This is a genomic window from Kerstersia gyiorum, assembly GCF_004216755.1.
GTDB classification, from domain to species: domain Bacteria; phylum Pseudomonadota; class Gammaproteobacteria; order Burkholderiales; family Burkholderiaceae_B; genus Kerstersia; species Kerstersia gyiorum.
Window position 1 is genome coordinate 184,006 of record NZ_SGWZ01000004.1, and the last position, 18,720, is coordinate 202,725.

Genomic DNA, 18,720 nt, shown 5'->3' on the forward strand with positions numbered 1-18,720 from the left:
CGATCAAGTGATGAAACAGGAAAAAAGATGTCGATAGAAACCTTGTTGGCGGCAGCTCGGCCGCGCTTGTCCAATCTGCTGGCCACGCTGCCGGCCCGGCCCGGCCCTTCGGCGATGCCAGCATGCGTGCTGTTTTTCAGTGTCTGCAATGGTCAGGAACGTGCCACCGTGCATACCGCTACGGGAGCCGACGTGGCGCAGGCCTGGGAGGCTGGCGCGGCCTGGCTGGCTGAGTGGGAGCCACAGCAAGTCCTGCCGTCGGTGTGGTTGCGCGTCGATGCCGTGCATGAGGTGGAACAATTGAGCTGGCTTCAGTTGAAGCAGGTGCTGGGTCTGACCAAGCGCAATTATTTCCGTTATGGCTTGGCCTGGTCCGCCGATTTTTCCCAGGCGCTGCTGGAACAGGAACTGGCGGGCAATGCCATTCTGTATGACGGCACCCATGGCGTGGCAACGCCCAATGCCAGGAATCTGGCTCATTATTCCCGGCGGCGGTTCGGCCAGCCGCTGAATTGGCCGGACAATGATACTACCGTTATCTGGCGCTTCAAGACGCTGGCGGTGTTCACCGATGGCGCGCAGACACATGAAATCGAAAAAAATGGTCGCAACAGCGGCTATCGAGTCGTGGAGGATTGGGGGCCGGCGCGCGTGTCGCAGACCGTTGCTGCGGCGTCGCAGTATCTGGCCGAGCAGGTGCAGGGTAGCGGGCAGTATCACTACGGCTGGTTCCCGTGTTTTGACCGGGCGATTCCTACCTATAACGCGTTGCGGCATGCCAGTTCTACCTATGCCTTGCTGGAAGGCTGGGAGATCACGCAGGATGCGGCCCAATTCCAGGCGATAGAACGGGCGCTGGCCTACCTGACGCAGACCCTGATAAAACCCGTCAGGTTGCCAGGCGGCAAGCGGGCGGCATTTCTGGTGGACCAGGGCAATGAAATCAAGCTGGGTGGCAATGCGGTGTGCCTGCTGGCACTGGCCAAGTACACGGAACTGAGCGGGGACGGGCGCTATCTGCCGCTGCTCGATCAGCTGGCGACCGGCATATTGCATATGCAGCACCCGGATACGGGGGCATTCTCGCACGTGCTGAACTATCCAGAGTTGTCGCTCAAGGCAGAGCATCGCATTATTTATTATGACGGCGAGGCGGCCTTCGGCTTGATGCGTTTGTATGGGTTGACCCAGGACGCGCGCTGGTTGCAGGCCGTAGAACGGGCTTTTGAGCATTTCATTGCCGCACGCCACTGGCAGGCGCACGATCACTGGCTGAGCTATTGCGTCAATGAATTGACGCGCTATCGGCCGGATCCGCGCTATTACCAGTTTGGCCTGGACAATGTCCGCGATTACCTGGGGTTCGTGCGGGACCGCATCACGACATTTCCTACCTTGCTGGAATTGATGATGGCTGCGCAGGCGATGATAGAACGCATCCAGGCTGACGAGCAGATGCGCGGCTTGTTGGAAGGCTTTCCGTTGTCGGAGTTCTATGAAGCGCTCGAAGCTCGGGCCAGGCATCTGCTCAACGGTTTCTTCTGGCCCGAATTGGCAATGTTCTTCCGCAATCCGGAGCGCATACTCAATGGATTTTTCATTCGGCACCATAGCTTTCGCGTGCGTATCGACGACGTAGAACACTATCTGTCAGGCTACGTTGCTTATCTGAGATACCGACAGCGCCATGCCGCGCCCGTACCGATGCCGGGCAGGCAGGCGGAACAAGCTGCCACGCAGGAGAAGAGCGTGGCCCAGCCGGCAGCCGAGCACGGTGATTCACCTTATTTCAACGGCCTGCCCGTCATTGGCGTGTTGAGCTATCCGGCTCGCCCCGATGGCTTCCGGGAGGTACAGGCACTGGCGCGCGCGGCCTGGAAGAAGAAGGCTGCCGTGTTCTATTTGTCATATCGTGATCAGGCGCTGGTCGACGGTGAGGCGACCGGTTTCGTGTTTGATGGCGGCGGCTGGCGTCGCCAGCGTCGCACCTTGCCGGCCGTGATCGACAATGCGCCGCCCAATACGCGCAGGCAGATGGCGCTGGCGGAGCAATTGGCTCAACACAGCAAGTTGCTGTGCCATCGCCTGGGTGGCAAGGGAGTGACGCTGGATCTACTTGCCAGGCATAAGCAGGCAAGCAAGTTGTTGATTCCGTCGGCGCCATTGGCGCTGGAGGCCTTGCAGGACATGCTGAGGCAGTTTGGTGCCGTTGTCGTCAAGCCCTATCGCTCGAACCGGGGACGAAATGTCTTCCGCCTGAGCGTGCACGACGCGGGAGCTTACCTGCTGGAAGAGGATCAGGGCCGCCAGTTGCTGGATGACGCGGGCCTTGCGGCATTCTGCGCTGGCAAGGCGGCAGCGCTCTGGATGGTGCAGCGCTATATAGATAGTCGATCGGCAGAGGGCAAGCCCTTCGATATCCGGGTGCCGATTTTCCGCGCCAAGCAAGGGGCCTGGAAGGTGGCGCGCAAGTATGTGCGCATTGGCGCAGGTAATCTCACGTCGAATTTGGCAACGGGCGGCGTGGCGGCGGATGCCGATGAGTTTCTGGCGCAACACTACGGCAAGGCGGCCGGCTCGAGTATTGCACGGCGCCTTTCGCTGGCAGCCCGGCGCATCGCCGATGCCTTGCAGGAACACTATGACTTTTCCATAGATGCCTTGGGTTGTGATTTCGGTGTCCAGGATGGGGAAATCTTCCTGTTTGAAGTCAACAGCTACCCGGGTATGAAAGGCTGCCTGGACACGGCGGTTGCGGCAAAAACGGACTACTACATACACCAGCTTGAACTGCTCGGCCTGGCCGGGCAGCCGGTGCCGGAGATCCGGATTGCCGCGGCCACTCCCGAAAACCAGGCCTTGCTGCAGAAGGTGATGGCGGGTGGGCAGAATGATTTTTCTGCGTCGCCCTATCTGCGCAAGGGCATCGGCAATCCGGTTTACCGGATGCTGGGCTCCGAAGCCAGAAAGCATGGCTGCAGCGTCCGGCTGCGTAATAACACCTGCCTGGAAGTCCGCGACGCTGCCGGCTGGGTCGCCGTGTTTTCTCCCAATTCTCCGGATTTGTCGCTGGCGACACGGAGAATTGCGAATAACAAGGTATTGAGCAAGTTGTTTCTTCAGCGTGCGGGCATTGCCGTGCCGTCAGGGCGAGCATTCGCCAGTTTTGAGCAGGCGCTCGAGGCATTTCGCACCCGCCGGTGCCCGCAGGTGGTCAAGCCCAGGGTCGGGAGCGGCGGCAAGGGCGTGACGGCAGGCATTGACGATGAAGCCCTGTTCGCGCAGGCCTGGCAGCGGGCTCAGCGCTTGTCGGCCGAAGTCATCGTTGAGGATTTCGTCGAAGGTGACGAAGTACGAGTGTTTGTCCTGGATGGCAAGGTGACGGCAGCAGTGTGCCGGGTGCCGGCCTATGTGGTGGGTGACGGGCAGCATTCCGTGGCCGAACTGGTGACACGCAAGAATGAAGACCGTGCAAGAAATCCATTGCTGCGGCGTTATCCCATCAGCAATTTCGATTATCTGCAGCAAGTGCTGAAGAAGGATCAGACGTTTATCCCGGGCAGGGGCGAGTATGTGCGGCTGGCTCAGGTCTCGAACGTGACGCTGGGAGGAGAAAGCGTCGGCGTGCTGAAGTTCCTGCATCCGTCCATCAGGAAAATGGCCGAGCGCGTGTGGCAGGCCGTGCCGCATGCAACCCAGCTTGGCCTTGACATCATGGCGCGGGATTTCCAGGCGCCGGCCCAAGGCAACGCCTATGTCATCGAATTCAATGCAGACCCTGCAGTCGCTACGCCGGCATTTGCCGCCTATGGCGAGGCTGCGCCTCAATTGCCTGGCAGGTTGATGGAGTATGTCCTGGCACGGCGGAAAGCCTCCGGCCAGAAGGCGCCGGCGCCTGTTCTGGCACCAGCGCCGGCCTACGTGCTTCCTTGCGCCGGGCGGTCGTTTGCAAGTAATAGCTTGCTGATACAAATGCGTTTGCTGCGTCAGGCAGCCTATGCCAGGAATCTGGATGTCTTTGCTGTGGATAGGGCCTTGACCATCCTGGACGATGGACAGGCGCGGGTTGCCTTTTTGCAGGGCATGTGCGGGCTGACACGCCTGGCCACGCCGCAGGCGACGACGAATAAGCAGTGGACCAAACAACTGCTTGAGGAAGCCGGTGTCAGGACGCCGGCCGGCCGCAGTTTCGCGCTGGACCAGCAGGAAGAAGCCTGGGCCTATGTGGCTGCGCAGGGGGGGACTTTCGTTTTGAAACCGCTGGCTGGCTCTGGCGGCGCGGGCGTGACGACTGATGTGCGAGAGCGGGAGCATTTCGATGCCGCCTGGCAGATCATCGCGCAGCTCAATGCCAGGACGGTGATCTGCGAAGAACAGATTCCCGGCAAGGACTATCGCTTGATCGTGATCGGTGATGGCTTGTGCGCTGTCACGCAGCGTGTACCTGCCTATGTGGTGGGCGATGGCAGGCACGACATCAGCGGCCTGATTGCCGTGAAAAACCGGCAGCGGGCTGCCAATCCTTATCTGGGGTCCAAACCGATCGAACTGACCGGGATGATGTTGCGCAATCTGGCGCTGGCCGGATTGACGCCCGCCAGCGTGCTGCCTGAAGGGCAACACCTGCAACTGCATGCGGTGGCGAATATAGGTTCCGGTGGTGAAAGCCATGATGTGACTGAACACGTGCATCCCGAGTGGGCGTCAGTGGCGGTGCAGGCGCGCAGGGCGCTCTACGATGCCGTGCATGTGGGGCTGGATTTGCTGGCCGAGGATATTTCATTACCGCCTTCGGCCCAGAAGTGGGCGGTGATTGAAGTCAACAGCAATCCGGAATTCGGCTTGCAGCATTTTGTGCAGCATGGACAGGCGCGGGACGTCGCCGGCATGTTGATTGATCATGTTTTTCCTGGGGCGGGCAGGGCCCGCGCTGTGACGAAAAGAATGACCTTGACAGGCGCCGTGCAGGACGTGGGTCTGCGTCGCTGGATCTGGGGGCAGGCGCATTTGCACGGCGTGTCTGGCTGGGTGCGAAATGGCGCTGACGGCGCGGTGGAGGCGCTGTTCCATGGGGCGCCGCGTGCCGTTGCCCAATTGATGGACAAGTGCCGCGATAACGCTCCCAGGGCCAGGGTGGCCAACTGCGTGGTGGAAGATTGCGCCGCGCCTGGGGCTGATGCGCAAGGGCGCTTTGTGATTGCAGCCACAGTGGCGGAGGCGCTGGGCTGACATGCGGCGAATGTTGAACTTAATGTGGCGGGCGTTGCAGGGTGGCCTGCTACTGGCCGCTCTGGCGCATCCGGCGCGGGCGGAGGATGGCGGCTGCCGGCCATTGCTGTTCAAGGCCCAGGCGCAATTGCCGCATAGCGTTACGCGTGGGGATTTCAAGGTCTGGTATGCCACGCAAGGGGAACACGCCCTGGCTCGCCAGGAGGATACGGATGGCAATGGCGTGCCGGATAGGGTGGACGACTTGCTGACTCAACTGGAGGCGGCCAATCGTTTCTATTCCGAGGTGCTGGCGCTGACGCCGCCCCTGGCGCAGCCGCGCTACGCGCGCGCCGAAGTGATCAACGTCTATGTGCTGGCCATGCAGCGAGGCAATGGCCTGGCATTTCACGAGGTCGTACAGGAGCGGCCAGCACGGCGTGCCGCTGCAGGCCCTTGTGGATTGCGCATGTACGTGAATCGTTCGCTGTCGCCCAGCCATAACCTGACGCCAGCGCATGAGCTTTTCCATCTTTACCAGTACGGCTATGCCATGTTCAAGCGGGCGTGGTACCTGGAAGGTATGGCCAGGCTGGCAGAAACGGCTTTTGCGGGCCCGGCCAGGCTGCAGCGTCATGTGGCTGGGGCAACCGGACAGCCACGTTGCGAGGATGTTTGGCAGGAATCCTATTCGGCGGTGAGGTTCTGGTGGGGCCTGGGCGCCGACGATGGCAGTGACGACGTTCCCATTCCGGCCGAATTGCGGGCCTTGCGCTATCACGATGGCTCGGCCGTCTTCGGGGTAGAGCGTTTTCAGCGGGGCAACATTGTGAAGCCCGTGCTGGAGCAGCTGAGGCAGCGCAGCGAGGTGCTTGCCGGACAACATGGGCTGGCGCCTTACCGCTGGCCGTCGCGCATGCAGGCCAATGCCTTGTTTGACCCCGAAATCTGTGGTGCCGTCGAGGATGCATTATGAGTTTGAGCAGGGAAGTGAGTGCGGCGCAGGCCTGGAAGGCCGTGCCGGAGTGCCAGCCGCTGTTCGTGCCGGAAGGCCTGTCCGTGTCAGATAACGGACGCTTGCCGGACGAGTGTTTGCAGGAAGTGGCGCCAGCATGCCGGCTGTATCGCGACGTGGCACAGTCCTGGCTGCAACTGACCGAGGCAGCGGTTCGCGATGGCGTGGTGATCCGCTTGATGAATCGGCGTTCCGCCTATCGTTCGTTGCGCACACAAATGCGGATTTTTCACGAACGCTACGACGTTGCAGAACCCGGGAATACCGGCGCATTGTTTTGGGCCGGGCAATTCTGGGTGCAGAGGCCGGGCATGAGGCCTGCAGCCATTCCCGGAACGTCGCCCTATGGCCTGGGGCTGGCTGTCAGTGTGGCGGGCGTGCGGCAAGGGTCGAGTGAGTGGCAATGGCTGGTGCGCCATGCGGCCCGTTTTGGCTGGAGCTGGGAGCGCAAGGATAGCCCGTGGCACCTGATCCATACCGGCAGGCCGGTGCAGGATGTGGAGCCAGGGGCACAACAGGTTCCGGAGGGAGCGGCCGCCGTGGCTCAACGCCTGGGCGGCGAGTGGCAGCCAGGCCAGAGCGTGATGGGCAGGCTCTTTTCCGGCTTGGCCTGCAACCTGGCGGCTGCATCGCCGGAACGTCTACTTGTCATCAAGTCCACCAGGGAGGCCTATTCACCGGGCGCCAGGTGGGCCGGTGTGCTCAAGCGGGGTTTGGATCCGGCTGTAGCAGTGTTGACGGACAGGACGCTGAACGACGGGAAGTTGCCCAACCCGGTATTGCGTGTCGCATCCGTGACGCAGGCGGTAGAGGCAGGCCTGCGGCAGGTGCGGGCGAGGTTTAGCGGCAAGGTGTTCACTGTCACAGGCAGTGCGGGCAAGACCACGACGACGACTTTCCTCGCTCGTGCGCTGGCCTCGCAGGGAACCTGCCTGGCCAGTATCTATAACAATGTCATGGATGGCATCTATCCGGCTGCCTTGAAACTGGCGGAGCAGCACTTCGCCGTCTTTGAAACGGCACAGCATTCTCTGCCCCGCAGCGCCGAAACCCTGTCTGCGGATGTCGCCATCCTGGTTTCCATTGCGCCCGCGCATATGGAGCGGCACGCCACGCTGGCAGACCTGGTGCGTTGCAAGGCAGGGGTGTTTGCCGGCGCTGCGCCGGGGGCCGTCGCTGTCATCAATCGGGAGATTCCCCACTTCGAGATGGCGCGCGATATTGCCCAGGGCTACGGGCGCCGTGTCGTCACGTTCGGCAAGGCGGTCGATGCGGATTTCCGTTTGCTGGCTTACGATAGCCAGCGCCTGTGCTTCGAGTTTTCATGCAAGGGCAGGCGCTTTCAGGCGCGCCAGGCCAGTACGGGGGAACATATTGCGCTCAATATGCTGGCGGTGTTTGCGGCCATGGATGCAGCTGGTCTGAACTGGCCTTTCCTGCTGGGCCGTTGTGCGCACATAACCCAGGCGCCGGTTGGCCGGGGGGATGAACATGTCTTGGCGGTGCCAGGCGGCACATGCCGGTTGATCAACCATGCCTATAACGCAAATCCCGCCTCCATGAAGGTGGCCCTGGCTGCGCTGGCGGATTTTCCGCTGCATGGCGCTGGACGACGTGTGGCGGTGCTGTCCGACATGCTCGAACTGGGGCAGGATTCGGATGCCTTGCATGCAGGCCTGCTTGACGCCGTCGTGGCCGCGAAGCTGGATTTGCTTTTGCTGGCAGGCAAGCAAATGGGTCACTTGCGCGACCGTTGCCCCGAAGATTTGCCGGTTATCGGATTTTCTTCCGTTGGGCTGTTGTTCGAATATCTGCGGCAACTGCTGCGCCCGGGAGATGTCCTTATGTTCAAGGGATCCAATGGTACTGGCCTGAACGCAGGCCTGCAGCAATTTCTCAAGGCCTGAGGTGAGGCTTGCAGCCATGAAGGCCAAGCGGCAGGCGCTTGGGGCTGCCGCTGGCGGGCTGGCGGCTGTTTATGGAGCCTTGTTCAGGCATGCCGGAGTCTGGATGGCGGCGGTGGCCTTGCTGTCATTGCTGTCGCTGGTATTTCTTTTGATCAGCCTGGTACTGCCCTGGCAGATCCTGGCGGTGGTCGATGGTCGGGCCGGCGCACGCTGGCAGTGGCTGGGGCCGGATCGTGCCGTGACGGTGCTGGGCCTGGCGGTGGCACTGGCCTTTACCTTGCATTTGCTGTGCGACTGGGGCATGCGCGGCGCCTGCCGTTGCGGCGTGGATGCCGTGTTGCAGCGTTACCGCAAGACCGGCCTGGAAGGCGCCTATCGCGAGCAGGCGGGCAAGTATTTCACGGCGCTGGCGCGCAGCCTTGCGGCACTGGTGCTCTGGCTGGCGGTCACGCTGGGGCAGTGCCTGGTATTGCCCGTGCTGGCGCTGGGCATGCATCTGTACCTGGCAGGCTGGTGTCTGGCCGCCTATTGGTTCTGTTTCAGGCTGCCCGTGGCGCGTCGCCAGGCGCTAGCGGAACTGGTGCGCATTGGCGGATATCTGGGCCTGATGTTCATGCTGGGCTGGACAGTGCTCACCTACCCGGCGGATGCCGGGTTGCGTCTGATCTGGGTGATTGTTTGTGTCATCGCCGCACGCCAGGCCCTGTTGCAGGCCATGCAGTCCGTGTTGCGGTATTGCTGGCTATGGCGCATGCGGCAGCAGGTCGTGCAGTTTTTCCTGCCGGAAGTCGTACCGGTGACGGTAGGCGCCCGTGAAGTGTCGGGGCTGCAGCAGAAGTTGTTGGGGCTGGATGCTTCTTCCGGATGGTTGGCCGAAGTGTTGCATGCCGCAGGCGGCGAGTCGTCGCCGGACGGCGAACCGCTCATCTGCTGCCGTATGACGGAGCGGGGCCATGCTGCCTATCTGGAGGTCTTGCCCCAGGCCAGTCATGGGCAGGCCTGGCTGGTGCGGCTGTTTGATGCCGCCCGCATTGCGGTGGCTGAACATGAGTTCTCGTTGTTGGCCCATGCGGAGCCCGGCTGGCCCATGCCCGCCATGCAGTACCAGCATGTCGGGAAGGAACAGGCGGTAGCCGTTTTCGATTGGGCAAAGGACTGCGCATGGCTGGCCAGCCATTGTCGTGGACGGGAGCTCTTCGAACTGCGTATGCAATTGCTGGCTTGCTCCATTCCAGATGACCTGATACGCAGCTACCAGGCAACGCATCTGGGGCTGGCTGATCGCTGGGCACGACAGCTGCACTGGGAAAATCTGCTGATCAACGCCAGCCAGCCGGTGCAGCGCCGCCAGATCGAAATCTTGCAGGAACGGCAGCAGGAGGTGTCACAGCGGTTGCGTGCGCTGCCCGGACAGGTCGTGTTGCCAGAGTTGCCGCAGCGGCGCATGGCAAGGCGGCCTGACGGCAGCCTGCTGGTGGTGAACTGGTCACGCTGGCAGTGGGCAGCGGTGGGGTCAGGCTGGTCGCTTCGGACACCCATGCCATGGGTGAGCCAGGCCTTGGCCGAAGCGGGAAGACGCCGGCCGGAATTGTTGGGTATCTCTGCCAGTGACGTGATGCTGGCCGCCGGCGCCCATTGCCTGTCGGCCCAGAGCGCCGGGGGCCGCTATGCCGAGGCCCTGAAAACGGCGCTGCTGTGTCTGCATTGGCTGGATGCCGAGGCGCCATCCACAAGCACAGCCGTGCCAGTTATCTAGCCCGGGCTGCGGGTGGATGGTGTCGGGGGCATGTCTTCCTCGGCTTGGGATTCCAGTGCCGCCAGTTCGCGCCGCGCCAGCAGGCCAGCCTTGAGCAGCTGGCGCATGGGGAAGGTCAGGTTGGCGGTATCGGCGTCGGTGTCCGCCGCCGACGGCGCCAGCGTGATGTCGGCGGCCGGTCGGTTGGGGTCGAGCAGGCCGAAGAACTGGTCCAGCGCTTGCTGGATGGCCGGCGGCGTCGCGGGCAATTCCGCCAAGGCGCCGATGATGGATGCCATCTGCGAGGCCAGGATGTGGTTCTGGATCACCAGGTTGTTGACCTCAGGCACCAATACCTGCCGCGAACGGGGTTCGCGTGTCATGCGGTAGAAGGCTTCAGCCATGTTTGCCAGGGCTGTATGCAGGTTTTTCCGTGCCAGCATCCAGTCCAGCCTGGCCTGTTCCAGTTCCGTGTCGTGCTCGTCGCTGGGGTCTGCCGCCGCGGTGCGGCTGGCATCCACGTAGGCCAGGCCGGTGCGCAGATATTCGCGGTTGGCCTTCAGGCTGGCGCGCGCCATCGGCGCCATATAGCGCTGTTCCCACCAGGGTAGGATATAGCTGCAGATCAGCGCGATGATGCAGCCCAGAAAGGTGTCCAGCGCCCGTTCGCTTACCATGAACAGCGAACTGGGCGATACCAGGTGGAACACGATCAGCACGTAGATCGTGATGAACAGCGAGCTGGCCATGTAGTTGAGCTGGATCAGGCTGTTGCCCAGGACGCTGGCCACGAACATGGCGGCGATCAGCGAGACGTGAGAATCCAGGACGTTGAACAGCGCCAGCGCGATGATGCAGCCCAAGAGCGTGCCGATCAGGCGCAGCGAATTGCGCTGGCGGGTGAGGGCGAAGCCGGGCTTCATGATGGCGACGATGGTCAGCACGATCCAGTAGCCATAGGGGCGCAGGACTTCGACCGAATAGCTCAGTGTCATGGCCATTGCTGCAGCGCAGGCCACCCGAATGGCATAGCGGCAATGTGGAGAATCCAGCCTGAGGTTGGAGGTCAGCATGCTGAGGCGAAAATCCTGGCGCGAGAGGAAGTGGCTCAGAGATTTGTTGATGCGCAGCGAGCCTTCGGGCTTGGCGCTGCGTGCCGAGCGTGTGTGCGCATACAGCCGTTCCACCAGGCGTGCGGCGCCTCGCAGGCGGCGCTGGACCTGCAGCAGTACGCCATATAGTTCGGCATCCCGCTGGGGCAGGCCTTGTTGGCGCAATTGCTCCATTTCATAGTCGATGGCGCGCAGCTCGGCTTTCACGCTGGTGCGCTCCATGGCGGGGCGCCCCTGTGACACCGCCAGCGCAATGCGTTCCAGGTCGCGGGCGAGTTTTTCCAGGCAGTCGCGAGCGAACAGCATGATGTCGGCGTCCCGCAAATTCCGCCGCAGCAGGATGTAGTCCGTGTGCGTGGCCAGCATGGTGTCCAGGATGGCGATCATGTCGCTGAAGATGTTCCACAGCATGGAGCGCTCGGAGGTGCGGCGGTCTTCACCCGGCAGCGAGCGCAGGACGATGTCGCGGGCGTCCTGGTGCTGTTCGATCATGGCTGATTGGCGGCGGATCAGCGTGCTGTAGCACTGTTCGAGGTCGCGGTTGACGTCATAGAACGCAGATCGCGCGGCGATGTAGTCGGCCGTGGCAAAAAGCGCGACGGAAAGGGATTGGCGGGTTTCGCGCAGCGCCAGCAGATAGCTGATGCCCAGGCTGAACGCTGTATAGAACAGGCCGCCGCCGGCGGTATAGAGCATGGCGGCGGGAATCTGGGCGGGAGTGAGCGGCGCGTGCATGGTGACGCTCATGAGCAGCAGGCAGCCCATGCTGATCAGGTTGCCTTTCTTGCCATAGACGGAGAACATCGAAAATACGAAGCACTGCGCCACGACTGCAAGCCAAAGCAGGGCGGGGAAGGTGCTGGACAGCCCGGTAATGGCGACCACCAGCGTGCTGAGCGCGCAGCAGGTCAGCATTTCGTTGCGGCGGTGGCGGTGCGGTCCAGGCTGGTCGATGATGGCGGTGCCCAGTGCGCCGAATGTGGCGGCAATGCCTGCCGAGAAATCCCCCAGCAACAGGCCCAGAATCAGCATAGGCGTCAGCATGCCTATGCTGCGGCGCAGGCCAAGCAGGAAATAGTGGCTGTAAAGAAACCTGTTCAGCGATTCTAGGCGGATGTCCATGGCGGAGGTGATGCTGGTGCCGGAGGCAAGTCTGTTTCTGGCGGGGTTTGCCGGCGGCTATCTGCCGTTCCCGGGGCTGCTTGGGATGGTGTCACAGGCGCCTGTTCCTCAGGGCTGGCGCCTTGCAAGCGAAAGTATAAGGGCAGGCAGCCAGTGGCGGATGATGCCTGTGCACAGGCTGTCGGCAGCAGGTGCGAAAGCCCTTGGAAGTCCCTGTTTTTCCTTGAGGAAAATCGTATCAGTGATGTGTAAGAAACACTGTTTCATTGGCGTGTAGACAGTTCCTGTGCAAACGGGTAAATTCCAAAACTTGTCCTGTTCCGCTATCAGGGGCGGGACGAAGGCAGTCAGAGTCTCCGGGTCATCCGCCCGGGCCAATGCGCCGTTATACCGTCGCGGGCCGCGTCACAAGCGCAGGCGTTGCGGCATCCGTTTCGATCCAGAGCATCCCATCCGGGGTGCGTGCGAAACGTTGTCGATGATTGTGCTGCCAGGGGGCAGGGCAGGTGGGTGGAGCGGTTCCGTGAATCGCAAAGCGCCACAGTGTTCTGTCAGTTTCTGGGGGTGCATCCGGCTAGCCGCCGTTACCCGGGCGGGCAGCGATCGAGGACGTTTTAGCCGGTACAGAAAGGAATATTCATGGAACTCAATGGCGCAGATATCCTTGTGCGCTGTCTTGCCGACGAAGGCGTGGAACACGTTTTCGGTTATCCCGGCGGGGCGGTGCTCTATATCTACGATGCAATTTTCAAACAGGATGCTTTCCAGCATATCCTGGTCAGGCATGAACAGGCGGCGGTTCACGCTGCGGATGCCTATTCCCGTTCGTCCGACAAGGTCGGTGTCTGTCTGGTGACCAGCGGTCCCGGGCTGACCAATGCCGTTACCGGTATTGCCACCGCCTACATGGACTCGATCCCGATGGTGATCATCAGCGGCCAGGTGCCGACGACGGCCATTGGCGAAGATGCTTTCCAGGAGTGCGACTCGGTCGGTATTACCCGCCCCTGTGTCAAGCACAACTTCCTGGTGCGCGACGTCAAGGACCTGGCCGAGATCATGCGCAAGGCCTTTCATATCGCCCGTACTGGCCGGCCTGGCCCCGTGCTGGTGGATATTCCCAAGGACGTGACGGTTGCCCGCGCGCGCTATGCGCCGCTGAAGGGTGAAGTCAAGATGCGTTCCTACGCCCCGGTGGTCAAGGGGCACCAGGGCCAGATCAAGAAAGCCGTGCAGATGCTGCTGGCCGCAGAGCGCCCGATGCTCTATACCGGCGGCGGCGTGGTGTTGTCCGACGCCAGCGCCGAGTTGCGCGAGTTCGCGAGCCTGATAGGTGCGCCGCTGACTAGCACCCTGATGGGGTTGGGCGCATTCCCGGCCAACGAGGGGTTGTTCGTGGGCATGCCGGGCATGCACGGCACGTATGAAGCCAATATGGCGATGCAGCACAGTGATGTGCTGATCGCGATCGGCGCGCGTTTTGATGACCGCGTTATCGGCAATCCCAAGCATTTTTCGCAGAACGCCCGCAAAATCGTTCACATCGACATCGACCCTTCGTCGATTTCCAAGCGTGTGAAGGTCGATGTGCCCATCGTGGGCAACGTCAAGGACGTGCTGCAGGAAATGATCGCCCAGTTCAAGGAGCTGGCGCCTTCGGCTCGCCGTCCGTCGCTGGACAAGTGGTGGCAGCAGGTGGAAGGCTGGCGCGGCCGTCAATGCATGAAGTATGAGCTGTCCGATGAGTTGATCCGGCCGCAGTATGTGGTCGAGCAGCTGTGGGAAGAAACGGGCGGCAACGCTTTCGTGACGTCGGACGTCGGCCAGCACCAGATGTGGGCAGCGCAGTACTACCACTTCAACGAGCCGCGCCGCTGGATCAATTCCGGTGGCCTGGGCACGATGGGCGTGGGCCTGCCATATGCCATGGGCGTGCAGGCAGCGCATCCCGGCGCCGAGGTGGCGGTGATCACTGGAGAAGGCTCCATCCAGATGAATATCCAGGAGCTGGCCACCTGCAAGCAGTATCACTACACCCCCAAGATCATCTGCCTGAACAATCGTTTCCTGGGCATGGTGCGCCAGTGGCAGCAGCTGGATTATGGTTCGCGCTATTCCGAATCCTATATGGATTCGCTGCCGGACTTCGTCAAGCTGGTAGAAGCCTACGGCCACATCGGCATGCGTATCGACAAGCCTGCAGATGTCCGTCCCGCATTGCGTGAAGCATTTGCGGCGAAGGATCGTCTGGTCTTCCTGGACTTCATCACCGACCGCGGCGCCAACGTCTGGCCGATGGTCAAGGCCGGCAAGGGGCTGACTGAAATGCTGCTGGGTTCCGAGGATCTGTAAGGTGGCTGATATGAAACACGTGATTTCCGTCCTGATGGAGAACGAGCCGGGCGCCTTGTCGCGCGTGGTGGGCCTGTTTTCCGCCCGTGGCTACAACATCGAGACCTTGACGGTGGCGCCGACCGAAGATCCTACCCTGTCGCGCCTGACGCTGGTAACGGCTGGTTCCGATGCCGTGATCGAACAGATCACCAAGCACCTGAACCGCTTGATCGACGTCGTCAAGGTCGTCGATCTCAATGAAGGCCCGCACATCGAACGTGAGCTGATGCTCATCAAGGTACGCGCGGTGGGCAAGGAGCGCGAAGAGGTCAAGCGCATGGCCGACATTTTCCGTGGCCGCATTATCGACGTGACCGACAAGAGCTACACCATCGAGCTGACCGGTGTGCAGGAAAAAATCCAGGCGTTCATTGATGCGCTGGACCGCAGTGCCATTCTTGAAACCGTCAGGACCGGCGTTTCCGGCATCGGCCGGGGCGAGCGGGTACTGAAAGTCTGATCCTCGCGCCTGGCCAGGGGGTTGGGCGCGTTCCAAATTGATTTATTGCAATCCAAAGAATTCCTCAGGAGATATACATGAAAGTTTTCTACGACAAGGACGCCGATCTGTCCCTCATCAAGGGCAAGACTGTCGCGATCATCGGTTATGGTTCGCAGGGCCACGCCCATGCGCAAAACCTGAATGACTCGGGCGTCAAGGTCGTGGTCGGTCTGCGCAAGGGCGGTTCGTCCTGGAACAAGGCCGTCAACGCCGGCCTGGAAGTCAAGGAAGTGGCTGAGGCCGTGCGCGCCGCCGACGTGGTCATGATGCTGCTGCCGGACGAGAACATCGCCCAGGTCTACAAGGAATCCGTGGCTGACAACATCCAGTCCGGCGCCGCCCTGGCTTTCGCCCATGGCTTCAACGTTCACTATGGCCAGGTCGTGCCGCGCAAGGACATCGACGTCATCATGGTTGCGCCCAAGGCGCCGGGCCACACGGTGCGTGGCACCTACTCGCAAGGTGGCGGCGTTCCGCACCTGATCGCCGTGCACCAGGATCACTCCGGTTCCGCCCGTGACATCGCCCTGTCGTACGCCAGCGCCAACGGCGGTGGCCGTGCCGGCATCATCGAAACCAACTTCCGCGAAGAGACCGAGACTGATCTGTTCGGTGAACAGGCCGTGCTGTGCGGCGGTACCGTCGAGCTGATCCGCATGGGCTTCGAAACCCTGGTGGAAGCCGGTTATGCGCCCGAAATGGCTTACTTCGAGTGCCTGCACGAACTGAAGCTGATCGTCGACCTGATCTACGAAGGCGGCATCGCCAACATGAACTACTCGATCTCGAACAACGCTGAATTCGGCGAATACGAGACCGGCCCGAAGGTGGTCAATGAGGGTTCGCGCGCAGCCATGCGCCAGGCCCTGAAGGACATCCAGACGGGTGATTATGCCAAGCGCTTCATCCTGGAAAACGCGGCCGGCGCTGCTTCGCTGACGGCCCGCCGTCGCATCATCGCCGACTCGCAAATCGAGGAAGTGGGTGGCAAGCTGCGCGCCATGATGCCCTGGATCGCCAAGAACAAGCTGGTCGATCAAAGCAAGAACTGATCTACCCGAGGCTAACGGTCGCCACGTCTCGAGCAGGGGCGTGGCGGAACGAGTCAGGCAAGGGCGCAGGCCGGGAAACCGGTCTGCGCCCTTGTTGTTTCCGGTGCTGGGGCAGCGCGAGTTTCGCCATGCTTGCGCGTATTCGGTTAATCTTCGTCTGAGAGACCATTCGTGGATTCGGGCGTGGTGCGTATGTTGCCCGCCCCTGCTACGGTGGAAACCTGGTCCGCTGCCAGATGCCAGCAGGTCCGATGCCGGGTGTTGCGAGGGCTTGCCTGCATGGCAGTGCTGGTCGCCGGGCGTCCCCGATGGCAGTACACTTGCGCGCGGAAGGGGGCTGCACGCATCTGTGTATCTGCCTGCCCTGCACTTTTTTTCAGCGGGATGCGCTGCCAGATCATTGCGCTGGCGCTCAATGTGAAACATCTTCCTGTCCTGGCCGATCCGGCCATTTGAACCAACGGAAAATCCTGAATTATGCCGAACCTGCGTTTTCGTGATGCCGATCACCGACACCGCAGCATTTACCTGTTGCCCAATGCTTTTACGACGGCGAATCTGTTTGCCGGGTTTTATGCCATCGTCCAGGCCATGGGGGGCCACTTCGAGGCCGCTGCCATTGCCATCTTCGTTGCCATGGTGTTCGACGCCATGGATGGGCGCGTGGCCCGCATGACCAATACCCAATCCTCGTTTGGCGAGCAATACGATTCGCTGTCGGACATGACGTCCTTCGGCATCGCGCCGGCGCTGGTGATGTATGAATGGGCGTTGCACGACCTGGGGCGCTGGGGCTGGCTGGCGGCGTTTGTCTATGTCTCTGGTGCGGCGTTGCGCCTGGCGCGCTTCAACGCCAATATCGGCGTGGTGGACAAACGTTTCTTCCAGGGGCTGCCCAGCCCTGCGGCTGCCGCCCTGGTGGCGGGATTCATCTGGCTGGTGGTCGACAACAAGCTGGCGATCGCGCCGGAAAGCCTGGCCTGGATCAGCTTCGGGCTGACGCTCTATACCGGCATCACCATGGTGACTGATGCGCCGTTCTACAGCGGCAAGTCAGTCATGGTGGGGCGCAGCGTGCCTTTCTGGGTGATCTCGGTCTTCGTGGCGGGCTTTGTCTTCATTTCCAGTGACCCACCTGTGGCGCTGTTCGGCTTTTTCGTGCTGTACGGCCTGTCGGGCTGGGTGATCTGGATATGGCGCTGGCAACGACTGCGCCGCCTGAGTTCTGGACGACGCGAAGGCTAGCAGGCTTTTGAAGCTTGCATGCAAAAAGGGGCATGGCGCCCCTTTTTTTTATTCCATGCGAATGTCAGGGCAGGGCAGGCCTGCCGCAGCGGCGCTCAGAAGTCGAAGTAGTTCCAGGGCGCGTTGTCGTCGAAGCGCGGGTCCGGGCCAGGGTAGAAGCGGGTGACTTTCTCGCCGGTCATGCCGAAGAAGACGTACATCACGGAATTCCAGACGCCGTTCTCGCGGTAGCGGTAGCCCCAGACCTGTTCGCGCAGCGAAGGCAGGCCGACCCAGCCGGTGCGGGCAGGGGGGCCGAAGGCGCAGGTGACATCCTGCTGGGTCCAGGTGCCGGTGCGCAGGCGTTCGAACGATTCATTGGTGAGGACCGGTTCGCGCTTGGTCAGGCGACCCTCGGCGTCGAAGTCCATGGCCCAGGCATATTGGCCCTGGGGTTGCTGCGACCAGACGGCGCGCAGGCCGCCGTTGGCTAACGGGCAACTGCTGGTGGGCGCGCCCAGCGTGGTGGTGGCGCTGTCCAGCGTGGTGTCCGCCGGCAAGGTCATGGGCGTGGAACAGGCGCCCAGCAGCAGGGTGGCGAGCGCCAGCGGCAGGCTGAGACGGGCAAGGCGAGGAGTGGCAAGACGTTTGGTTTGCATATCTGGCAGGTGTCCCGGCATGGATGACACGGGAGAATCAGTGATGCGTTGGAAGGAAAATGGTTGATTGCTATTGTGCACTGTTTGCGGCTTTCCTGCGTTCAGGCAGCGCGGGTGGCTTTTTTGCAGCTAGGGCGAATTGTTGCGCGACAGTTGGGGTGGATCTGGGTTATTATCAGCGGCTATACGGAAACGTATTGAATTGTGTGGCGCAGCCGTAATGGCTGTCTGACCGATGGTTAAAGTATCAGTCCGGACAATCAGGCGGGTGCGCGTTTTTTCAGCTCACGCCAGGGCACCTCGGTCCTGGCGCATGTCCGAGAGGAATAAATCATGTCTGTAGCAGATATCAAGAAGTCCGAAATCGTTTCGCAATTCCAGCGCGCCCAAGGCGACACGGGTTCCCCCGAAGTGCAAGTGGCACTGCTGACGGCTCGCATCAACGAGCTGACGGGCCACTTCAAGGAACACGTCAAGGATCACCACTCGCGTCGTGGCCTGCTGCGCATGGTCAGCCGTCGCCGCAAGCTGCTGGACTACCTGAAGGGCCGCAACCCTGACGCTTACCGCGCCCTGATCGAAAAGCTCGGTCTGCGCAAGTGATCGAAGTCAACGGGGCTGGTTCCCCATGATGCCGACCGTGGGCGATGCAACGCTGTGTGCGCTGCATCGCCCACGGTTTTTTTACTGTCGGGCAAGCGCATGGCTGCAACACCGTTCATTGAGGGCGGCAGGCTGGACGCTGGGCATGGCGGCAAAGGCATTTTTTAAATAGTAAGGATTCATAGAC

Annotated in this window: 11 protein-coding genes; 9 read left to right on the forward strand and 2 right to left on the reverse strand. The window is 61.6% G+C overall.

Features of this window, described 5'->3' with window-relative positions; translation table 11 throughout:
- The first annotated feature begins 27 nt into the window (after positions 1 to 27).
- From EV679_RS12795 to EV679_RS12810, 4 genes are read left to right on the forward strand one after another with little or no spacing between them, the layout of a single operon-like run.
- Complete coding sequence (locus EV679_RS12795) at positions 28 to 5,229, forward strand: YheC/YheD family protein (RefSeq protein WP_130487423.1); 5,202 nt, start codon at positions 28 to 30, stop codon at positions 5,227 to 5,229.
- A 10-nt stretch (positions 5,230 to 5,239) separates the two neighbouring features.
- A complete protein-coding gene (locus EV679_RS12800; protein ID WP_130487424.1) occupies positions 5,240 to 6,184 on the forward strand; it encodes a peptidase in 945 nt (314 codons plus the stop codon).
- The gene (locus EV679_RS12805; protein WP_130487425.1) at positions 6,181 to 8,130 is read left to right on the forward strand and encodes a Mur ligase family protein; all 1,950 of its coding nucleotides are present in this window, start codon (positions 6,181 to 6,183) and stop codon (positions 8,128 to 8,130) included. Before EV679_RS12800 ends, EV679_RS12805 begins: the two co-directional genes overlap by 4 nt.
- 16 nt (positions 8,131 to 8,146) lie before the next feature.
- Positions 8,147 to 9,886 (forward strand): hypothetical protein, encoded by a 1,740-nt coding sequence (locus EV679_RS12810; protein WP_068369985.1) that lies wholly within the window; start codon positions 8,147 to 8,149, stop codon positions 9,884 to 9,886.
- Here EV679_RS12810 and EV679_RS12815 read toward each other — a convergent pair.
- Positions 9,883 to 12,099: an FUSC family protein gene (locus tag EV679_RS12815; RefSeq protein ID WP_068369982.1), complete on the reverse strand. Its 2,217-nt coding sequence runs from the start codon at positions 12,097 to 12,099 to the stop codon at positions 9,883 to 9,885. The genes EV679_RS12810 and EV679_RS12815 overlap by 4 nt on opposite strands.
- A 639-nt stretch (positions 12,100 to 12,738) precedes the next feature.
- On the opposite strand from EV679_RS12815, the gene EV679_RS12820 reads away from it, so the two are divergent.
- From EV679_RS12820 to pssA, 4 genes are all read left to right on the forward strand, one after another.
- On the forward strand, positions 12,739 to 14,451 hold the full coding sequence (locus EV679_RS12820) for an acetolactate synthase 3 catalytic subunit (protein WP_068369976.1): 1,713 nt from the start codon (positions 12,739 to 12,741) through the stop codon (positions 14,449 to 14,451).
- A gap of 10 nt (positions 14,452 to 14,461) precedes the next feature.
- Positions 14,462 to 14,953, forward strand: coding sequence for an acetolactate synthase small subunit (gene ilvN / locus EV679_RS12825; protein WP_068370122.1), 492 nt, complete (start codon positions 14,462 to 14,464; stop codon positions 14,951 to 14,953).
- Between the two features lie 77 nt (positions 14,954 to 15,030).
- Positions 15,031 to 16,047 (forward strand): ketol-acid reductoisomerase, encoded by a 1,017-nt coding sequence (gene ilvC, locus EV679_RS12830; RefSeq protein WP_068369973.1) that lies wholly within the window; start codon positions 15,031 to 15,033, stop codon positions 16,045 to 16,047.
- A 477-nt stretch (positions 16,048 to 16,524) separates the two neighbouring features.
- Positions 16,525 to 17,292 carry a CDP-diacylglycerol--serine O-phosphatidyltransferase gene (gene pssA / locus EV679_RS12835; protein WP_068369966.1) on the forward strand — a complete coding sequence of 256 codons (768 nt, stop codon included), beginning with the start codon at positions 16,525 to 16,527 and terminating at the stop codon, positions 17,290 to 17,292.
- 95 nt (positions 17,293 to 17,387) lie between these two features.
- Here pssA and EV679_RS12840 read toward each other — a convergent pair whose 3' ends face one another.
- A complete protein-coding gene (locus EV679_RS12840) occupies positions 17,388 to 17,930 on the reverse strand; it encodes a hypothetical protein (RefSeq protein ID WP_068370119.1) in 543 nt (180 codons plus the stop codon).
- 333 nt (positions 17,931 to 18,263) lie between these two features.
- Here EV679_RS12840 and rpsO point away from each other — a divergent pair, with 333 nt between their 5' ends.
- Positions 18,264 to 18,533 carry a 30S ribosomal protein S15 gene (gene rpsO / locus EV679_RS12845; RefSeq protein WP_068369963.1) on the forward strand — a complete coding sequence of 90 codons (270 nt, stop codon included), beginning with the start codon at positions 18,264 to 18,266 and terminating at the stop codon, positions 18,531 to 18,533.
- Positions 18,534 to 18,720 lie beyond the last annotated feature (187 nt).

Coding starts and splice junctions, on each gene's coding strand:
- pssA (WP_068369966.1), top strand. CDS start 16,525: ATGCCGAACCTGCGTTTTCGTGATGCCGATCACCGACACCGCAGCATT.
- rpsO (WP_068369963.1), top strand. CDS start 18,264: ATGTCTGTAGCAGATATCAAGAAGTCCGAAATCGTTTCGCAATTCCAG.
- EV679_RS12810 (WP_068369985.1), top strand. CDS start 8,147: ATGAAGGCCAAGCGGCAGGCGCTTGGGGCTGCCGCTGGCGGGCTGGCG.
- EV679_RS12800 (WP_130487424.1), top strand. CDS start 5,240: ATGTTGAACTTAATGTGGCGGGCGTTGCAGGGTGGCCTGCTACTGGCC.
- EV679_RS12795 (WP_130487423.1), top strand. CDS start 28: ATGTCGATAGAAACCTTGTTGGCGGCAGCTCGGCCGCGCTTGTCCAAT.
- EV679_RS12805 (WP_130487425.1), top strand. CDS start 6,181: ATGAGTTTGAGCAGGGAAGTGAGTGCGGCGCAGGCCTGGAAGGCCGTG.
- ilvC (WP_068369973.1), top strand. CDS start 15,031: ATGAAAGTTTTCTACGACAAGGACGCCGATCTGTCCCTCATCAAGGGC.
- EV679_RS12815 (WP_068369982.1), bottom strand. CDS start 12,099: ATGGACATCCGCCTAGAATCGCTGAACAGGTTTCTTTACAGCCACTAT.
- EV679_RS12840 (WP_068370119.1), bottom strand. CDS start 17,930: ATGCAAACCAAACGTCTTGCCACTCCTCGCCTTGCCCGTCTCAGCCTG.
- EV679_RS12820 (WP_068369976.1), top strand. CDS start 12,739: ATGGAACTCAATGGCGCAGATATCCTTGTGCGCTGTCTTGCCGACGAA.
- ilvN (WP_068370122.1), top strand. CDS start 14,462: ATGAAACACGTGATTTCCGTCCTGATGGAGAACGAGCCGGGCGCCTTG.